Origin of the sequence: Arthrobacter sp. FW306-2-2C-D06B, assembly GCF_021789175.1 — a bacterium.
Lineage (GTDB): Bacteria > Actinomycetota > Actinomycetes > Actinomycetales > Micrococcaceae > Arthrobacter.
On the sequence record NZ_CP084560.1, the window covers coordinates 4,163,481 to 4,180,402 of the forward strand.

The 16,922-nt window shown below is 64.2% G+C and carries 18 protein-coding genes and 2 riboswitches; of the genes, 9 read left to right on the plus strand and 9 right to left on the minus strand.

Features of this window, described 5'->3' with window-relative positions; all coding sequences use genetic code 11:
* The first annotated feature begins 74 nt into the window (after window positions 1–74).
* Window positions 75–1,016, plus strand: coding sequence for an aminodeoxychorismate lyase (locus tag LFT47_RS19395; RefSeq protein ID WP_236813278.1), 942 nt, complete (start codon window positions 75–77; stop codon window positions 1,014–1,016).
* Window positions 1,017–1,098: 82 nt separating this feature from the next.
* Here the strand turns inward: LFT47_RS19395 and LFT47_RS19400 are convergent, their stop codons facing one another.
* Window positions 1,099–1,584 carry a DinB family protein gene (locus LFT47_RS19400; protein ID WP_236813280.1) on the minus strand — a complete coding sequence of 162 codons (486 nt, stop codon included), beginning with the start codon at window positions 1,582–1,584 and terminating at the stop codon, window positions 1,099–1,101.
* Window positions 1,585–1,705: 121 nt separating this feature from the next.
* On the opposite strand from LFT47_RS19400, the gene LFT47_RS19405 reads away from it, so the two are divergent.
* Both LFT47_RS19405 and LFT47_RS19410 read left to right on the plus strand, forming a co-directional pair.
* Window positions 1,706–2,902 (plus strand): SLC13 family permease, encoded by a 1,197-nt coding sequence (locus LFT47_RS19405; RefSeq protein ID WP_236813282.1) that lies wholly within the window; start codon window positions 1,706–1,708, stop codon window positions 2,900–2,902.
* A 108-nt stretch (window positions 2,903–3,010) separates the two neighbouring features.
* Window positions 3,011–3,580 carry a hypothetical protein gene (locus LFT47_RS19410; RefSeq protein WP_236813284.1) on the plus strand — a complete coding sequence of 190 codons (570 nt, stop codon included), beginning with the start codon at window positions 3,011–3,013 and terminating at the stop codon, window positions 3,578–3,580.
* A 24-nt stretch (window positions 3,581–3,604) separates the two neighbouring features.
* On the opposite strand, the gene LFT47_RS19415 is transcribed toward LFT47_RS19410, so the two are convergent.
* From LFT47_RS19415 to LFT47_RS19425, 3 genes are all read right to left on the minus strand, one after another.
* The gene (locus tag LFT47_RS19415) at window positions 3,605–4,162 is read right to left on the minus strand and encodes a hypothetical protein (RefSeq protein WP_236813286.1); all 558 of its coding nucleotides are present in this window, start codon (window positions 4,160–4,162) and stop codon (window positions 3,605–3,607) included.
* A 208-nt stretch (window positions 4,163–4,370) separates the two neighbouring features.
* A complete protein-coding gene (locus LFT47_RS19420) occupies window positions 4,371–5,402 on the minus strand; it encodes an ornithine cyclodeaminase (RefSeq protein WP_236813288.1) in 1,032 nt (343 codons plus the stop codon).
* Window positions 5,403–5,557: 155 nt separating this feature from the next.
* The gene (locus LFT47_RS19425) at window positions 5,558–5,989 is read right to left on the minus strand and encodes an Lrp/AsnC family transcriptional regulator (protein ID WP_236813289.1); all 432 of its coding nucleotides are present in this window, start codon (window positions 5,987–5,989) and stop codon (window positions 5,558–5,560) included.
* Between the two features lie 55 nt (window positions 5,990–6,044).
* Here LFT47_RS19425 and LFT47_RS19430 point away from each other — a divergent pair, with 55 nt between their 5' ends.
* The 4 genes from LFT47_RS19430 (at window position 6,045) to LFT47_RS19445 (ending at window position 8,505) form a co-directional block, all read left to right on the plus strand.
* The gene (locus tag LFT47_RS19430) at window positions 6,045–6,404 is read left to right on the plus strand and encodes a hypothetical protein (RefSeq protein ID WP_236813291.1); all 360 of its coding nucleotides are present in this window, start codon (window positions 6,045–6,047) and stop codon (window positions 6,402–6,404) included.
* A gap of 104 nt (window positions 6,405–6,508) precedes the next feature.
* A riboswitch (SAM riboswitch) is annotated at window positions 6,509–6,621 on the plus strand.
* 10 nt (window positions 6,622–6,631) lie between these two features.
* Window positions 6,632–6,889 carry a DUF1737 domain-containing protein gene (locus tag LFT47_RS19435; RefSeq protein ID WP_236813293.1) on the plus strand — a complete coding sequence of 86 codons (258 nt, stop codon included), beginning with the start codon at window positions 6,632–6,634 and terminating at the stop codon, window positions 6,887–6,889.
* Entirely contained in the window at window positions 6,886–7,296 is a 411-nt protein-coding gene (locus tag LFT47_RS19440; protein ID WP_236813295.1) for a rhodanese-like domain-containing protein, read from the plus strand. The genes LFT47_RS19435 and LFT47_RS19440 overlap by 4 nt, the downstream gene beginning before the upstream one ends.
* On the plus strand, window positions 7,297–8,505 hold the full coding sequence (locus LFT47_RS19445) for an O-succinylhomoserine sulfhydrylase (protein WP_236813297.1): 1,209 nt from the start codon (window positions 7,297–7,299) through the stop codon (window positions 8,503–8,505).
* 9 nt (window positions 8,506–8,514) lie between these two features.
* On the opposite strand, the gene LFT47_RS19450 is transcribed toward LFT47_RS19445, so the two are convergent.
* Window positions 8,515–9,774 (minus strand): glutamate--cysteine ligase 2, encoded by a 1,260-nt coding sequence (locus tag LFT47_RS19450; protein ID WP_236813299.1) that lies wholly within the window; start codon window positions 9,772–9,774, stop codon window positions 8,515–8,517.
* Between the two features lie 223 nt (window positions 9,775–9,997).
* Between LFT47_RS19450 and LFT47_RS19455 the strand changes: the two genes are divergently transcribed.
* Window positions 9,998–10,822: an endonuclease domain-containing protein gene (locus tag LFT47_RS19455; protein WP_236813301.1), complete on the plus strand. Its 825-nt coding sequence runs from the start codon at window positions 9,998–10,000 to the stop codon at window positions 10,820–10,822.
* Window positions 10,823–10,961: 139 nt separating this feature from the next.
* On the opposite strand, the gene LFT47_RS19460 is transcribed toward LFT47_RS19455, so the two are convergent.
* The 4 genes from LFT47_RS19460 to LFT47_RS19475 all read right to left on the minus strand — a co-directional run bounded on the left by LFT47_RS19460 (window position 10,962) and on the right by LFT47_RS19475 (window position 15,736).
* Window positions 10,962–12,485 (minus strand): UDP-N-acetylglucosamine 1-carboxyvinyltransferase, encoded by a 1,524-nt coding sequence (locus LFT47_RS19460; RefSeq protein ID WP_236813303.1) that lies wholly within the window; start codon window positions 12,483–12,485, stop codon window positions 10,962–10,964.
* Between the two features lie 208 nt (window positions 12,486–12,693).
* Window positions 12,694–13,500, minus strand: a complete 807-nt coding sequence (locus LFT47_RS19465; RefSeq protein WP_236813305.1) for an energy-coupling factor transporter transmembrane component T family protein — start codon at window positions 13,498–13,500, stop codon at window positions 12,694–12,696.
* Window positions 13,497–15,107 (minus strand): ABC transporter ATP-binding protein, encoded by a 1,611-nt coding sequence (locus tag LFT47_RS19470; protein ID WP_236813307.1) that lies wholly within the window; start codon window positions 15,105–15,107, stop codon window positions 13,497–13,499. Before LFT47_RS19470 ends, LFT47_RS19465 begins: the two co-directional genes overlap by 4 nt.
* The gene (locus LFT47_RS19475) at window positions 15,107–15,736 is read right to left on the minus strand and encodes an ECF transporter S component (protein ID WP_236813309.1); all 630 of its coding nucleotides are present in this window, start codon (window positions 15,734–15,736) and stop codon (window positions 15,107–15,109) included. The genes LFT47_RS19470 and LFT47_RS19475 overlap by 1 nt, the downstream gene beginning before the upstream one ends.
* A gap of 74 nt (window positions 15,737–15,810) precedes the next feature.
* A riboswitch (TPP riboswitch) is annotated at window positions 15,811–15,947 on the minus strand.
* Window positions 15,948–16,138: 191 nt separating this feature from the next.
* On the opposite strand from LFT47_RS19475, the gene LFT47_RS19480 reads away from it, so the two are divergent.
* Entirely contained in the window at window positions 16,139–16,885 is a 747-nt protein-coding gene (locus LFT47_RS19480; RefSeq protein ID WP_236813311.1) for an NUDIX hydrolase, read from the plus strand.
* Window positions 16,886–16,922 lie beyond the last annotated feature (37 nt).

The window sequence follows — 16,922 nt, forward strand, 5'->3', positions numbered from 1 at the left end:
CCAACACTCAGCACAGCCTATCTGGCGCACCGCCTCCGGCTGCTCGTCCTGTGGGCCAGCACTAAGCTGGAAGCATGACTTTACCTGCCTCGACGGTCCTCGTTTTCCTGGATCCAGCGTTCGAAAACGGCCGCGTCGCCGATTCCAACCAGCCGCAGCTCATGGCAACCGACCTGGGCGCCACCCGGGGTGACGGCGTCTTCGAGTCGCTGCTCGCCGTCGAGGGCCGTGCGCGCAAGGTGCAAGCGCACCTGAACAGGCTTGAGAGCTCAGCCCGCGCACTGGACCTCAACATTCCCGAACAGGACGTCTGGCGCCGAGCGATCGACACCGCGATCACCGAATTCCGGGACGCCTTCCCCGCGCCAAGCCCGGCCGAGGACGAAGTCGTCGTCAAGCTCTTGGTCACGCGCGGAGTGGAAGGCGCCTCGACTCCCACGTGCTGGATCCAGGCTTCGCCGTCGCCCGCGGGCAGTCGCCGGCAGCGCGAGACGGGCATCGACGTCGTACTTCTTGACCGCGGCTTCGACACGGAGGCGGGCGACCGCGCCCCTTGGCTGCTGCTCGGCGCGAAGACGCTCTCCTATGCCGTGAACATGGCCGCGCTGCGCTACGCGCACAAGCAAGGCGCTGACGACGCGATCTTCACCTCAACAGACGGCCGTGTTCTGGAGGGTCCGACGTCCACGGTGTTGCTTGCCCACGTTGAAATGGTCGACGACGGCGCCGGCTCGGTACGCACGGTCAAGCGCCTCATCACTCCGCAACTGGACAGCGGCATCCTGCCGGGCACGTCCCAGGACGCGCTCTTCTCCAAGGCAAAGGCAGCGGGCTGGGAACTCGGATACGGTCCGCTGGTTCCGGAAGACCTGTTCGACGCCGATGCGGTGTGGCTGATTTCGAGCATCAGGCTCATCGCGCCCGTCAACCACGTGGATGGCAGGGAGATCGGCACCCCGGCAATGCGCAAGCAGCTGACGGCCGAGCTCAACGAGCTGTTCGCGGGGATCGAGTAGGGCTTCGGGGCTGCCGCTCGGCCTGCCCAACTAGCTAGCAGTAGATGTCGTTTAGAGCGCCCTAAACGACATCTACTGCGAGTCACTTGGGTGCGGTGATCTGCTCGCGCAGGATGTCTGCGTGCCCGCAGTGTTGCGCAAGCTCGCGGAGCATGTGGAGGTACACCCAGCGCAGCGGGAGCGGACCGCGTCGGTTGCCGTTGAGCATGTCGTCGAGCCCTAAGGACGACGTCGCCTGGCGCGATGCTTCGCATGCCTCGCGGTGTGCTTGCTGGATCGTGGCGATCGTGTCGCCGTCATCGAGGACAAAGGACTCATCCGGCGTCGCAGGGATCCCGATCTCGGCGCGCGAACGGCACGTGATCGCTTCGTCGAACCACACCTTTTCGACGAAGGTCGCGTGTTTCACGAGACCAAGCAAGGTGGTCCGGGACGGGACCAATGACCGCCTGGCCTGTTCTTCCGTCAACCCGTTCAAGCAGTCATGGATCCCGCGACGGTGCTCATCGATGAATGCCTCGAATTGGATCCGAATTGGCTGGTTGAGGTTGTCCTCGGCAAGCGTCACGGTTTCACCTATGTTTTCCGTCAGGCAGGGATTCAGTCAGTATCGACGTGATCCGAGCTTAGCTTGGCGACGATTGCCGTTCTTGGTCCGAGGGTCGCATGCCGGGGAATAGACTCCGTTCATGCGTTTGGCGATCATTGGAGCGGTCCTGCTCGTGGCGGGTGCCGTCGCGGTCGCCACAGGCGCCCTGCCTTTCACCGATCTGATGGCACTCGTGGATCGGGTGGCTCCGATTCTGCTGTTCGTCGTTGCGATGACGGTGGTGACTGAGCTGTGCAGCGAGGCCGGAGTCTTCCTTTGGACTGCCCGCCGGCTCCGGTACTGGGGCCGCGGATACAGCATTCTCTTGTGGCTGTTCCTCGCGGTCTTTGCGACGCTGAGCACGGTCTTCCTTTCCCTGGACACAACGGCGGTGTTGCTGACCCCGGTGGTCGTCAGCGTGGCGCGGCAAGCCGGACTGCCGGCCCTGCCCTTCGCACTGACGACGGTCTGGCTCGCCAACACGGCAAGCCTCCTGCTGCCCATTTCCAACCTGACCAACCTTCTGGCCCAGCACAGCCTTGGCGGTATTACTCCGGGCGGGTTTGCAGGCCTGATGTGGGCACCCTCCCTTGCGGCCGTCGTCGTGCCGCTGCTGTTCATCGCCGTCGTCTTCCGACGGGATCTGCGCAACCGCTATTCACGGATCCCGGTCGGGCGGATCAGGCCGGACCAGCCAGCGGGCACCGAATCCAGGCCTGCCGCGGACCGGGTTCTGCTCGGGTGCAGCGCCGTGGTTCTGGCGCTGCTGCTGCCCGCGTTGGTGTCAGGGGTCCCGGTATGGATCCCTGCACTGGCCGGGGCCGTAGTGCTGGGCCTGGTGTTCGCGTTCAGGCGCCCACGGGTTCTCAAGGTGTCCCTGATTCCTTGGTCCTTGTTGCTGTTCGCTTCCGGCCTCTTTCTGGTGATGGAAGCCGCCAGGCATTTGGGAGCTGCTGTGTTGCTGAGTCAGGTGGCCGGACAAGGCCCGGGCTACCTGGATCTGCTTCGGCTCGCCGCGACCGGCGCCGCTGGTTCCAACGTGCTCAACAATTTGCCTGCGTACCTGCTCGCAGAACCGCTGGCGGGGACGCCTGTGCGGATGGCTGCGTTGCTGATCGGAGTCAATGCGGGCCCGCTCATCACCCCGTGGGCGTCCCTTGCAACTTTGCTGTGGCACGACCGGCTGATGCGGATGAATGTCCTGATTACGTGGAAGGGCTACGCGGTCTTCGGGCTGATGGTTGCTCCCCTGACCGTGTTCGCGGCAGTAGCGGCGCTGGCAGCCACGGGACAATGAGTGCGTTCGGCGCGTGCCGGACCTGTCGCCGGGCGCGAAGAACCAAGACAGAATGTAGAACAGCTTGGCCGGCACCGCTGGAACCCCGATAAGAGAAGGATCTGCATCATGCTCAGCTTGCAGGACATCGACAATATCGTCCTCAACGGAGGGATTGTCGTGGACGTCGCCGGGGAGAAGATCGGCTCAGTGGAACAGATCTTCACCGGCGGTGATTCCGGGGATCCTGTCTTTGTCACGGTACGGACCGGATTATTCGGCATGTCCGAGTCTTTCGCCCCGCTTTCCGGAGCCAGCCTTGAGAATTCAGTGATCAGGGTGGCTTTCGCCAAGGACAAAGTGAAGAACGGCCCGCGCATCGAGAGCGACCGCGGCTCGATTACGGAGACGCAGGAGCAGGAACTCTACAACTATTACGGGCTCGTGACCGAGGCCTCCGACGAAGGCGCCGCGGAGGAAACCAGTGCCGACGATGAACGGACGGCGCCTGGGGCCGCGGCTGGGGCGACCGAGTCGGAACCGGGCCCGCCACCCCCGCCCCGGCATCCGCCCCGTCCGCCGCACGGCGGCGCGCATCCGCCGCACCTGCACAAACATGTACCCCATCCCCCGCATCCCGGGCCGCCCCCGCCGCATCGGCCACCTGGGCCCTCGGCTGAACCGGAAGACATTCCGTAACCGGCGCCCGCGTGCCGGAGGATTTCAGCCGCCCGCCGTGATCCTCACCGCAGCGACGCCCCCGCCTGTTGAAGTGGCGGAAGCACCTGAATAAGCCCGCATTACTAGAATCTGGACATTGACCGACCCAGGCTGCAGCTGAACAACTCGCGAGTAGGAAGTAGCGCAATCGATCGTCTGATCCTGCAGGGCAAGGCCGATCCGGGGATCCTGGGCGATGACAAGGTGGACATCCGAGGCGCCAACACAGGCTGCGGTCAGAGTATACGAGCCCGCGTCCTGGACCCTTGCACTCTTTCCAACCCCGCTAACGGCGCCACCCACCGTGCCGGAATCCTCTAGGATCACCGCGCCGGAGGCGGCCCCGAGAAGCTTCCCGGCGGTAACGAGGTTGCTGGCTTCGAGCGCCACGGTTGCGTGGTCCTTGGTGGGCAACGGCGCCCGCGGAGGAGAAATCCGAGTGGCGCCGGCAGCCGGCCGAGGATCGCCGGCGTCGGTATATTGACAGCCGGACAAACCGGCCGCGAGCAGCAGCCCTGCCAGCAATACCGCTACAGTTCTGGTTCCCCCATGAGCCACCATGAATCCGAGTGTAGCGGGCCGCGCAATTTAGCATGGCGACCCTATTGCGCCGCCATGGCCCCAGTAGTTAACTAGTTGCGCCGCGCTAGCTTGATAGCCGCCTGGTGCGCCGGTTCTGGGGCCGGCGCACCAGGCTTCCCCAACTAACTCGCATTTGTTGTCGTTTAGCGGCCTGTAAACGACAACAAATGCGAGTCAGTTGGGCCTCTCAGGATCCGATGGGAGAAAGTGCCCGCACCAGACCGAAGAGGTCCTTCGGGTCATCGGGGTTCGCGACGAGGTCGATCTCCTCGAAGAATTCTGAACCCTCAACGGCGTCGCGGAGATACCGCAACGCGGAAAAGTCCTCGATCGCGAAGCCCACGGAATCGAAAATCGTGATCTGGTCCGTGGAGGTGCGGCCCAGCGCGTGCCCGCACAGAACCTGCCAGAATTCCGTGACGGGAAATTCGGCGGACATTTGTTGGATCTCGCCTTCAATCCGCGTCTGGGGATCGTATTCCACAAAGACATCGCCGAGGCCCAGGATGGCAGCGTCGAGTTCGGTCTTCCCTGGGCAATCTCCACCGATCGCGTTGATGTGAACACCGGGCGAGACCTGGGCAGCCGTAAGGATGGTGGCGTTGGCCTTGTCGGCCGTGCAGGTGGTGATGACGTCGGCGCCCTCCACTGCCTGGGCCGCGGACCCGGCGATGGTGATGTCGAAGCCGAGGGGAGCCATGTTCCGGACGAACTTCTCCATCGCAGCCGGATCCGTGTCCCAGATCCTGACGCTGTTAATGCCCAGAGCCGCCCGGAAGGCCAGGGCCTGGAACTCCGATTGGGTTCCGGTCCCGATCATCGCCATGGTGTGGGCATCCGGGCGCGCGAGTTTCTTAGCGACCATCCCGGACGTAGCCGCCGTCCGCAGCGCTGTCAGCACTGTCATCTCCGCGAGGAACGTCGGATAGCCGTTATGGACGTCGGACAGGACACCGAAAGCTGTCACGGTCTGGAAGCCACGCGCTGGATTCGAAGGGTGTCCATTTACATACTTGAAGCCGTATGTTTCCTGGTCGCTGGTGGGCATCAGCTCGATGACCCCAAACGGCGTGTGGCTTGCCACCCGCGGCGTCTTGTCAAAAGACTCCCACCGGCGGAAGTCGTCTTCCAAGTACTGAATCATCTCCGAGATGATGGTCTCCGGGCCCCGCCCGGCCGTCCAGCGAACCATATTGCGGACATCGACAAAGCGCGTCATGTGCGCTCCTTTCCCTCATAAGCACTGTTGCTACGAGGCTACGGAGCGGCGATATGCATCCACAATGGCCAGAGTACGTACTTTTCATTGAGAATACGTACAAAATGACGAAGCAAATTTTACATAATGTTCAAGCGGGTCCGTCCTGCGGGCGCCTACCGCAGGACGGAACTGAGCAACAGGCTCGTCTCGCTGTTGACGATCCCGTCGATCCCGCGGATCCTGCCGAGGACCTGGTCGAAGTCGCTGAGGCTTTCCGTGCGCAGCTCGGCCACGAGGTCCCATCCGCCGTTGGTGGTGTGCAGCGCCCAAATCTCCGGAAGTCCCCTGAGCTGGCGAATGACCTTGTCGGCCGATCTTCCCTCCACGGCAATGAGCGCAATAGCCCTAATCGCAAGTGGATCGACCTCGTCGCGCACTCTCGCAGTGAAACCAACGATGGTTCCGGAGGAGACAAGACGATCGAGCCTGCTATTCACAGTGGCCCTGGCGACGCCCAGCTTGCGCGCGAGGCTCGCCACGGACGCCCTGCCGTCTTCCCGGAGGGCGGAGAGGAGCTGACGGTCGAGGTCGGTGAGTGCTGCCATAAAGATAAACGTATCGCCCATTCCCCAAGCGGGCCTGAGTCCGTAGGGTATCGACATGAGCATCTACATCAGCCCCGACTCTGCTGCATGGTCGCTGACGGCCATGGCGACCGGTGCGTCAGCGGGATCAATCGATGATGCAAATGGCATGTCCAACTTGGTGAAGGAAATCTACGAGACAGAAGGTTTCGAAGCCCTGTCGGGTGTGGTTTTTGCCTTGGCTCATCACAACAGCCTCTCGCTGCATGCACTCGCCACGGCCACCGGAATATCCGTCCACGAGCTGCTGGAAATCCGGAAGCATCAAGGTTCCACTTTTCATCACTCCCCTACGGCAGTAGCGTCGCGGTTCGACGCCATTCCACCCCGGATCCAGGCAAGCCTGGAACCATTGCCTAATGAAACCGAGGCATAGGACCGCTGGCTCCCATCCTTCGCCAGCCTGACTGTCATCCGGTTACGGAACATGACGACGGCCGGTGATGCGGGCCGCCCTGCTGGATGTTATTTTTCTTCTTGAGTAATGAGCACCAGCGCGAAGCCCTGACTTGCTGGTCGGCAACCCTCTCTCCGGCGGGGTGCCTCAGGTGACTACTCGGCGTATCGACACTTTCGAACTGCAAGCGTGACTGAGGAGCACCAATGCCTGAACCCACCGAAGAAAAACTCTCGTACCGTCTCATCACGGGCCCTGACACGAAGGATTTCTGCGAGCGGATCTCCACCGCCCTCGCGGAGGGATACGTGTTGCACGGCAGCCCGGCCGCGACCTTCAATGGCACGGACGTGATTGTGGCCCAGGCCATCGTCCTACCCGCAGCGATCGCGAGCGCGGATGCAGCAGTTGCCAACGCGGTAGACCAGCTTGACGAAGAGTTCGACGGCGAGGGCCACGCATGAGCTACGCAGGCGACCTCAGCCCGCACGACGCCTGGACCAAACTGGAGCAAGGCGCCATCCTGGTGGACGTCCGCACCGAAGGCGAGTGGGCACACATTGGCATTCCGGATACCAAGGCCACCGAAAACGATCCCCTGTTCATCCAGTGGAACCTGGCCGGCGGCATCCCCAACACCCGTTTCATCGAAGAGCTGACGCAACAGGCTCCGGAAGCGGATGGCACCGAACTGGTCTTCCTTTGCCGCTCCGGCCAGCGTTCCATCGCCGCCGCGATCGCCGCAACCCAGGCCGGGTACACCGCATACAACGTCCTCGAGGGCTTTGAGGGCGAACCGGACCGCTATGGCGAGCGAACTGTGAACGGCTGGAAAAACCGTGGACTTCCGACGAACCTGGGGAACATCTAAGTGACTTTCAATCCTGACGCCGCCGGCTGGAGCCCTGATACCCAGGCAGTCCGCGGTGGTCTTGACCGCACCAATTTCCAAGAAACATCCGAGGCCGTCTTCCTGAACTCCGGATTCGTCTATGAGTCCGCCGCGGCCGCAGAGCGCGCATTCACGGGAGAGGACGAGCGCTTCGTCTACTCCCGTTACGGCAACCCCTCCGTGGCCACTTTCCAGGAGCGGCTCCGCCTGCTCGAAGGCACCGAAGCGTGCTTCGCGACGGCGTCGGGCATGTCCGCTGTCTTCACCGCGCTCGGTGCGTTGCTGGCTGCAGGTGACCGCGTGGTTGCCGCCCGCTCGCTCTTCGGTTCCTGTTTCGTGATCCTCAACGAGATCCTGCCGCGCTGGGGCGTCGAGACCGTCTTCGTCGACGGACCGGACCTGGAACAGTGGCGTGCCGCGTTGTCCGAGCCGACAACGGCAGTGTTCTTCGAGTCGCCGTCGAACCCCATGCAGGAAATCGTGGACATCGCGGCAGTGAGCGAGCTCGCTCACGCGGCGGGCGCCACCGTCGTCGTCGACAATGTCTTTGCCACTCCCCTGCTACAGCGCTGCGGGGATCTCGGCGCAGACGTGATCGTCTACTCGGGCACCAAGCACATCGATGGCCAAGGCCGGGTCCTGGGCGGAGCGATCCTGGGCACCAAGGAATTCATCGACGGTCCCGTCAAGCAGCTCATGCGTCACACCGGGCCGTCGCTTTCAGCGTTCAACGCCTGGGTCCTGACCAAAGGCCTGGAGACGATGGCGCTGCGCGTCAATCACTCCTCGGCGTCTGCGTTGCGGATCGCCGAATGGCTTGAGGATCAGCCGGCCATCAGTTGGGTCAAGTACCCCCTGCTGAAGTCTCACCCGCAGTACGACCTGGCTGCGAAGCAAATGAAGGCCGGCGGAACCGTGCTCACCTTTGAGCTGCTCCCCTCTGCGGGGCGATCGGCGAAAGAGGCCGCCTTCGCGCTGCTGGACGGGCTCGCCGTCATCGATATCTCGAACAACCTCGGCGACTCAAAGTCCCTCATCACCCATCCCGCCACCACCACGCACCGCGCCATGGGTCCGGAAGGCCGAGCGGCCATTGGCCTGAGCGACGGCGTCGTGCGGCTTTCGGTGGGGCTGGAGGATGTGGCCGACCTCATCGGGGACCTGGAGAGGGCCCTCAAGCAGGTCTAGCCCGCCGGGTTAGCCCGGCGCTTCGCGCCAGTCCTGGCGCACCCAGGTGAGGACGGGCTGCGGCTTGGTGTCGCTCTCGTCCCTCTCCGAGCGCATCGTGATCTGAACTGCGTGCTCGACGACGGCGGCCAACCCGGCGGCGTCGGGCGCGCCCCCGTTGGTCCCGCTCCAGCGCTCGGCAACACCACGCTGCTCGATGGCACCGTTCCCGCGGCCCAGGATGGCCGCCACGCCGGTTTGCACCAAGTCGAGTTCACCCTGTTCGGCGAGCACAGGTTCCAGGTACTCCACCAGCGACCATACGACGTCCGCGGCGGGCTCCGGGCGGAACGTTCCGAAATCCAGCAGTTCGGTGCGCAGTCCGAAGTTGCTTGCCTGCCAGGACGCCATCCGCAAAAGCGCCGTGGGCACGGCCGCTGGCTCTATACCGGCATGGTACTCACGAACGGAAGTCTCAACCAAGGCCCTGACGAGCACCGCGATGAGCGCCGCATCCTCGGCCCGTAGGCAGACATCGGCCACCCGGACTTCCACCGTGGGAACGTGCCGGGATAGCCTGGCGTCGAAATAAACCATCCCCTCGTCCAGCAACACTCCCGTTTCGATGAGCCTCCTGACAACCCGCCTGTAAGCAGCCAGGGAACCGAAGATTGCTGACGGTCCCGAGGACGGCCAGCGGTTCCACGCCTGCGTCCGGTAGCTCTCAAAACCGGTAGCCAGGCCCCGCCAGTAAGGGGAATTGGCGCTCATCGCCGTGAAGACAGCGAGCTTGTCCCGGATCCGGTCAAGGACCATCACTCCTTCCTCCGGGGACTCGATCGAGGTGTGGACGTGGAATCCGCAGGTGAGCTGTTCGTGCGCCGTGATGCCGAAACGTTCGAGCATGATGGCGTATCGGGGATCAGGAGTGGTGTGCAACGCGGCGTCCACGGGCGAGGTGGCCAACGCGGCGATCCTTGCGCCATGGCGCCGAGCGGCATGGCTCGCGAGGCCCCGCGCCCTGCGGATCTGGTGCAGGAGCTCGGCGTAGCTGCGGCATGGCCGGGTCTGGGTTTCGATCTGTTCAAGCTTGAGCTCGTGGCTTAGGCCGGTATCGGGGCCGTCGATCTCCTCAAGCGTAGGACCTATGTCGGAGCCATCTTGGGCGGGTCCGTCATAGGCGGGGCCGTCCTGAGCGGGGCCAGAGAGGAGCGCATCGGCAAGCGCGAGCGGCTCGCCGGTCACCGGATCGACGATCAGCAATTCCTCTTCCACACCAAAAGTGCGCACGGATCAATTGTGCGCCATGGCAGCCTCGCCGAGACAGAGCGGGATTTTGCGGGCCGCCCGATGGATTCTGCTGGATCACTCCTGCCATGCGGAACGAGTATCCCCATATTCCGGGCATTAGCGGAAGCCACCCCCGGGGTAATCCAGCAGAATGTCGGCCAACTCATCCACATACGCCACATTCTTTGGCCCGTCAGCCCCGACATCGTGACTAGCTGGATCCATGGATGCCCTGGATTTCCTCTCCTCAGTGGGCGGCGTCGCCCGGGTAGGTCTGCTTCGCGCCAACGGCTATACGCCCTCAGCGATCCACAAGTTGGCTTCCGCCGGGGCGCACCAACCACGAAAGGGCGTGTGGGCCCTCGAGTCGGCGGATCCGGAATACCTCACGGCGATCCTCAACAACGGACATGTCACGTGCGCGAGTGCAGCTTTACGCTACGGCCTGTGGATCAAAGACAGGCCCATGCGCTTGCATCTGGCTACGAGGCACTGCCGGGGCAGCGGTTTCGTCAGGCACGGCGGGCTTCGCCTCTCTCCGGAGAATGCCGTCCCCGTGGCATCCGTAGAAGACACCGTCATTCACGCTCTGACCTGTTTGCCGGACGTTGATGCTATTTCCATTGCGCAGTCGGCCATGCGGCAGTTCGGCATCCCGCAGGCCATGATCGAAAGTGAGATCTCTGCCGACTACTACGGAAACGCCAGAAGGCTGTTGGCAAAGGCAGACGGACTGTCCGAATCCCTACCCGAAATCAGCGCCCGCCTGCTGTTCGAATCAGAAGGCCTGCCATTCCGCCGCCAAGTCCATATCCGCGGTGTCGGACGGGTCGACTTTTTGATTGGCAGGAGGTTGATCGTTGAGGTCAATGGCTATGCCTTCCACAGCTCCCGGGAGGCATGGAGGAAAGACATGGCACGACTGAACGCGGCGCAGGTACGTGGCTTTGACGTCCTGAGCTTCGCCCCCGAGAAGATCTGGAACAACCCGGAGCAGGTGATGGAGGAAATCCGCGCCGTCCTGGCCCTGCACAGCGAACGGAAGTGACCCCAACGACGGATTCTGCTGGATCACCGGCTCTGGTGGAACGGACACCCCAGAGCTTCCGCGCCTGGGAGGCAGCACACTCTGGGTGATCCAGCAGAATGTTCCGCCGGAAGTCCGAATCGTCCCAAATCCGACGCTGTCAGTCCTGGAAGTACTCGATCTTGGCGCCGATGGTGTTGAGCCGCTCGGCCAGGTCCTCGTATCCGCGCTCAATCACGTAGATGTTACGCAACTCGGACGTGCCGCGGGCCGCCAGCATGGCCAAGAGCAGGCACGCGGCGGGTCGGAGTGCCGGAGGGCATCCGACTTCCGCGCCGCGCCATTTGGTGGGGCCATTGACGTAGATGCGGTGCGGATCGAGCAGTTGCACCTGGGCGCCAAGCTTGTTGAGCTCGGTCAAGTAGATCGCTCGGTTCTCGTAGACCCAGTCGTGGATCATGGTCTGGCCCTCGGCATTGCCGGCGATGACCGCGAAGAACGGCAAGTTATCGATGTTCAAACCCGGGAACGGCATCGGATGGATCTTGTCTTCCGGGGCACGCAACCGGGATGGCTTGGTGGTGACATCCACCAGGCGAGTCCGTCCGTTGCGGGCAAAGTACTCCCCGGAAATGTCGAGCTGCTGGCCCATCTGCTCAAGCGTGGCCAGTTCGATCTCCATGAACTCGATGGGGACCCGGCAGACGGTGACCTCCGAGTTGGTCACGATGCCCGCGGTGATGAGGCTCATGGCCTCGATGGGGTCTTCGGACGGGAAGTACTCAATGTCGACGTCGATCGCCGGGCGGCCCGTGATCTTCAGGGTGGTTGTTCCGATGCCGTCGATCACCACACCGAGCCCCTGCAAGTAGAAACAGAGGTCCTGCACCATGTAATTGGGGCTGGCATTACGGATCACGGTGGTACCGCTCCGGTGTGCGGCGGCCATGATGGCGTTCTCCGTCACCGTGTCGCCGCGCTCCGTGAGGACAAAGGTGCGGTGCTCGCCGTCGGCCGGTGGAGCCTGCACGGAATAGAAGCCGGACTTGGCCTCCACCGAGAGCCCGAACTGACGCAACGCCTGCATGTGCGGTTCCACGGTTCGAGTCCCAAGATCGCAACCGCCGGCGTAGGGCAGTTGATAGGAGGCCGCCTCATCCAAGAGGGGGCCCAGCAGCATGATGACGCTGCGGGTGCGGCGCGCCGCCTCCACGTCCATGGAGGCGAGGTCCAGGGTCTCCGGGCGGCGGATGCGAAGATCGTTGCCGTTCAGCCAGGTGCATTCGACACCGATCGAGGTCAAAACCTCGACGATCCGGTTGACTTCTTCGATCCGGGCGAGCCGGCGCAAGGTGGTGGTGCCGCGGTTGATGAGGCTCGCGCAAAGCAGTGCGACTCCGGCATTCTTGCTGCTGTTGACGTCCACCGAGCCGGAGAGCGTGCGTCCGCCCTCTACGCGCAGATGGGTCATCTGCCGTTTGCCGACTTTGACGATGGTTCGCCCGAAGATCGACTCAAGGCGCTCGATCATGCGGAGGCTCAGGTTCTGCTTGCCCTGTTCCATTCTGGCAATGGCGCTTTGGCTGGTGCCCAGTTCCGAAGCGAGCTGTCCCTGTGTCCAGCCCTTTTCGCCACGGGCATCGCGAAGAAGGAGACCTACATGTTCGGCAGTCGGTTGCGTCATAACCAATAAATATCACGGATGGTCTATCAATGGGAGGTTCTGTGACGCAACACGCCGATTCCGTCACAGAATAGTCGTCTCGTGCGATATTTGGGTTTCCCAGTCCATCGTTGCGTTTGCTCGCCACTGCCTGGAACCAGCCGCTGGCCTACCCAACTAGCTCGCAGGTGTTGTCGTTATGAGGCGCCAAAACGACAACAACTGCGAGTCAGTTGGGCTGCTTCAGCCAGACGAAGTGCCACGTTCCTGCCCATTGCGCCGCGAGCACCGCCGCGGCTGCGATGAGCAGTCCGCCAGCGAGAACCCAGACGTCAAGGCGACTGTAGGTGGATTCGCGCGCCCAGGTCCGCCGTCCACCGCCGAAGCCGCGCGCCTCCATGGTCACGGCCAAGCGGGACGCCCGTCGTATCGCCTGGACCAGTAGCCCGAAGCTTTGGCCGAGCATGGCCTTGAACCGTTGCGGCGGGCTCCCATGCGAGCCGACACCCCGCGCGCGCCGTGCCATGCCGATGGTCTGCCACTCCTCCGCCATGAGCCCCACGAGCCGCAGCGCGGCCAAGGTGCCCAGGACAAAACGGTGCGGCAGTTTCGCCTTCTGCGCCAGGGCATCGGCAAGGTCCGTCGGATCGGTGCAACTCATCAAGAGAATGGCCGGCAGCGCGATCGCCAAGCCGCGCAGCATGAACCCGAGTCCCAGCTGAAGCGAGCCTTCGCTGATCGACCAGATCCCGACGTCGAGCAGTATCCTCCCGCTGTCGGCCGACAGGATCGCGGTGCTCCAGCCGCCAAGCGCCGCCGCGATAATCAGGGGCCAGCCGCGCTGCCACAGCAAGCGCACGGTGAGCCCCGCGAGGGGGAACAGCGCCAGTTCGCCAAGGAGCGCCGTCGAGGCGGACACGAGGTCGATGGACAGCGCCAAGACCAAGGTGATCAGGAAGACAGAGACAAACTTGGCCAGAGGATTCGCCCGGGTCAGGAGGGCATTATTGCCGCGCAGGGTCAGGGTTTCCCTCATGCCGCACCCGCTTCCTGCCGGGCCCCGCCTTGGAACGCGGGCTCGAACCGCATTTCGGTGCCGCCCAGGACGGAGCTGAACTCCTGGTCGTGGGTCACGGACACCACGGAGGTTCCGGCGTCGAGCAGTTCGGAGAGGAACGACGCAAGCTCGGCCCAAGTGTTCGCGTCCTGGCCGAACGTGGGTTCGTCCAGCACCAGTACCCGGGGGTGGGCTGCGAGCACTGTCGCCACGGACAGCCGGCGCTTTTCGCCCCCGGAGAGCGTGTACGGATTGGCGTCCACCAAATGCCCCAGGCGCAGCCGTTCCAACAACTCGTCCACCCGTTCCTCGCCATGGCCAAGGTGCTTCGGGCCGAACAGGAGCTCGTCGAGCACGCGGCCGGTCACGAACTGATGTTCAGGCTCTTGGAACACCGTCCCGATGCGGGAGATCAGCTGCTGGGCCTTCCACTTGAACGGGTCGGTGCCGGCCCCGTCGCTGAGCCCGACGGCGGCAGTCACCGTGCCGGACACCGGCGCCAACAAGCCCGCGAGGGTCAACGCGAAGGTCGATTTTCCGGCGCCGTTGGGACCGGTGATGGTCAGGGCCTGCCCGGCGAGCACTTCGGCGTCGAGGCCGGACTGCACAGGAAGAGGCGGGATGGTTTTGAACCTGCGGCGCCGTGGCCGTTCGCGGGACACCGCGAGCTCCTGCGTGGCGAGCAGCAGTTCTCCAGCGTTGCCGGGGCCGGAGCCTACTCTCGAGCCGGAACCTGTTCCCGAACGTGGCCGGGTGGCCGGCACGTACCCGGGCACCCAGACGCCCGCAGCAGTGAGCATGTCCCTTGCTTGCACCAACACGGTGTCCGGATCGCCGTCCAGGAGCACCGCCGGCGTCGACCCTCCCGTGGACGAGGAGCTGCCCGGCTGCAGCACTACGATCCGGTCCACAAGGTCTTTCCAGACGGAGACCCGGTGCTCCACCACCACCAACGTGGCGCCGGTCTTATCGAGGCAGCGGCCCACGGCATCGCGTACTTCCAACACGCCGGCGGGGTCCAGGTTGGCCGTCGGCTCGTCCAGGAGGATCAAGCCGGGCCGCATCGCCAGGATGCCGGCCAGCGCAAGTCGTTGCTTCTGCCCGCCCGAGAGGGCCGACGTCGGGTGATCGAGCGGGAAGCTGCCGCTCGCACTATTCCGCAGCCCGACGTCGTCGAGCGCTTCATGGACCCGCTTCCAGATCTCTTCCCGCGGCACGCAAAGGTTCTCCGCGCCGAACGCGACGTCGTCGCCCAGCCGGGAAAGCACCACCTGGGTTTCCGGGTCCTGCTGCATGAGTCCGGCACGGCCCCGCTGGGCCCTCGGCGAAACACCGTCCACCAGCAACGAGCCGGTCTCGTCGGCGTCGTCACCTTCCTCGCCCAACACGCCCGCCAGGGCATGCAGGAGCGTCGACTTGCCCGCGCCCGAGGGGCCGAGCAGGAGCACACGCTCCCCTGGACGGATGTCCAGGTCGAGGGCGTGGATGGCCTGCGTGGTGCGGCCCGCGTGCCGCCAGCCCCAGCCTTGCGCGGAAATGGCGGCGGGTCGCACCACAGAAGGGGTGCCGGAATCAGGGCTGGGCATCAGGAAAAGACGGGCTCCGAGGCGGCCTTGCGGGACGCGAACGCACTCAGGACACCGGTCCTGGCCAGGCCGCGGGTCGCGATCCAGGACAGGGCTCCGGCAATGACGGCACCGGAGATCGTGCAGAACACGATGTACGCGAGCTTGTCGACCGGTTCGTAAGCGATGTTCCAGCCCCACGGGAGGAAGGAGTCGTTCAGACCGCAGAACAGGCCCGCGCCGGCACCGGCCAGCAGGGACACCGGCAGGTTGAACTTCTTGTACATGAAGGCCAGGAAGATGAGTTCCGCGCCGAGGCCTTGGAGCAGGCCCGAGATCAGCACCGTGGTTCCGTACTGCGAACCCATGATGAGCTCACTGGTGGCGGCCACCGTCTCGCAGAATATTGCCGCACCGGGCTTGCGGACGATGAGCATGCCCAGCACTGCCGGAATCATCCAGCCGCCGGCGATCAGGCCGCTCAGCGGCGGGTAGCCGGCGGACATCGGCGTTGCAACCAGAGCCATCTGGTCCCATGCCCAGAAGATCACGCCACCGGCGATCGAGATCAGTGCCGCCACGACGATGTCCACGACGCGCCAGTTGTAACCAGGCTTGGTGAGGCCCGGCCTTGCAGAAATACCAGTCATTTTGTCCTCCTGAGGAACAGGAGGGGAAAGTGTTTCCGGTTGCCTGCGAGCGGCTTCCGCCGCGCCGGTCCGGACACTATGAGAACTCGACTCCCTTGCGCCGGTACTAGCCGGATCAGGTTCGAGGGTCTGCGGCTGTCCGCACTCTCAGCGCCCGTCCTCCGTGCCGCATTGCTGCGAGCCCGACGGCGGCGCTCCCCTGTCGTTATCAATCCACCCTTTTGGGCGTGGTTCAGTTTACACCTTGGCGGGGTTTCGGGCGCTGTGCCGGAACGGGTACCGACAGATTCTGCTGGATCACCGGCCGGGTGAGCGCAGGCAGGCCCGGAATGGCGCGGGCGGCCGAGGAAACTGGGAGAATGATCCAGCAGAATGTGACGCAGCGCGGGCAAAGGAGCGGTCTTGGCAGGCAATGGCGAAGCGAACAGCACCACGGTGGCCGAACCTAGGCTCGCCGCGAGCGTGATCCTGGTCCGCGAGGCCGCCGTTCCTACGGTCCAGTCAGACCTGGAGGTTCCGGCGGATGCCGGGCGCGGCCTGGAAGTCTTCGTCCAGCACCGCGTGACCACGATGGATTTCGCCGCGGGCATGGTCGTCTTCCCGGGAGGGCGAGTGGATCCGGCGGACAGCTCAGGCTGGGACTTCGCGGACGACGTCGTCGAGCGGCACGCCGACGCATGGCGCCGGAGCAGCATCGCCGTCGAGCCCGCTTCGGCCCGTTTCAACGCCGGCCGGGTGCTGGCGGCTGCGCGGCGCGAGGTGTTCGAAGAGGCCGGGCTGAAGCTCGACGCCGCCACCCTCCGCCCGTGGGCCAACTGGGTCACCCCGGCAGACCAGCCCAAGCGCTTCGACACATACTTCTACCTTGCCTGCCCGCTTTCGGGTGCAGAGCCAAGGCACCAAACCACGGAAGCGTCGTCGTCCTTGTGGATGCCGGTCCATGGGATCCTGGATGCCGAAGCCGCCGGAACCCTCAAGCTCATGCCGCCCACGCTGGCGCTGCTGGATGAGCTCCTCGCCCTCGGCACGGTGGAAGCGATACTGGCCGAGGACCGTGACATCGTGCCCGTCCGTCCAAAGCCTGGAGCTCTGGAGGAGTTCTTCCGGCTGAGGCGCCAATCCCCAACCGTTGCTCCGGAACTGCCCTGAAGTGGAGTTAGGCTGGGGACGATCCTGTTTCCTCCCG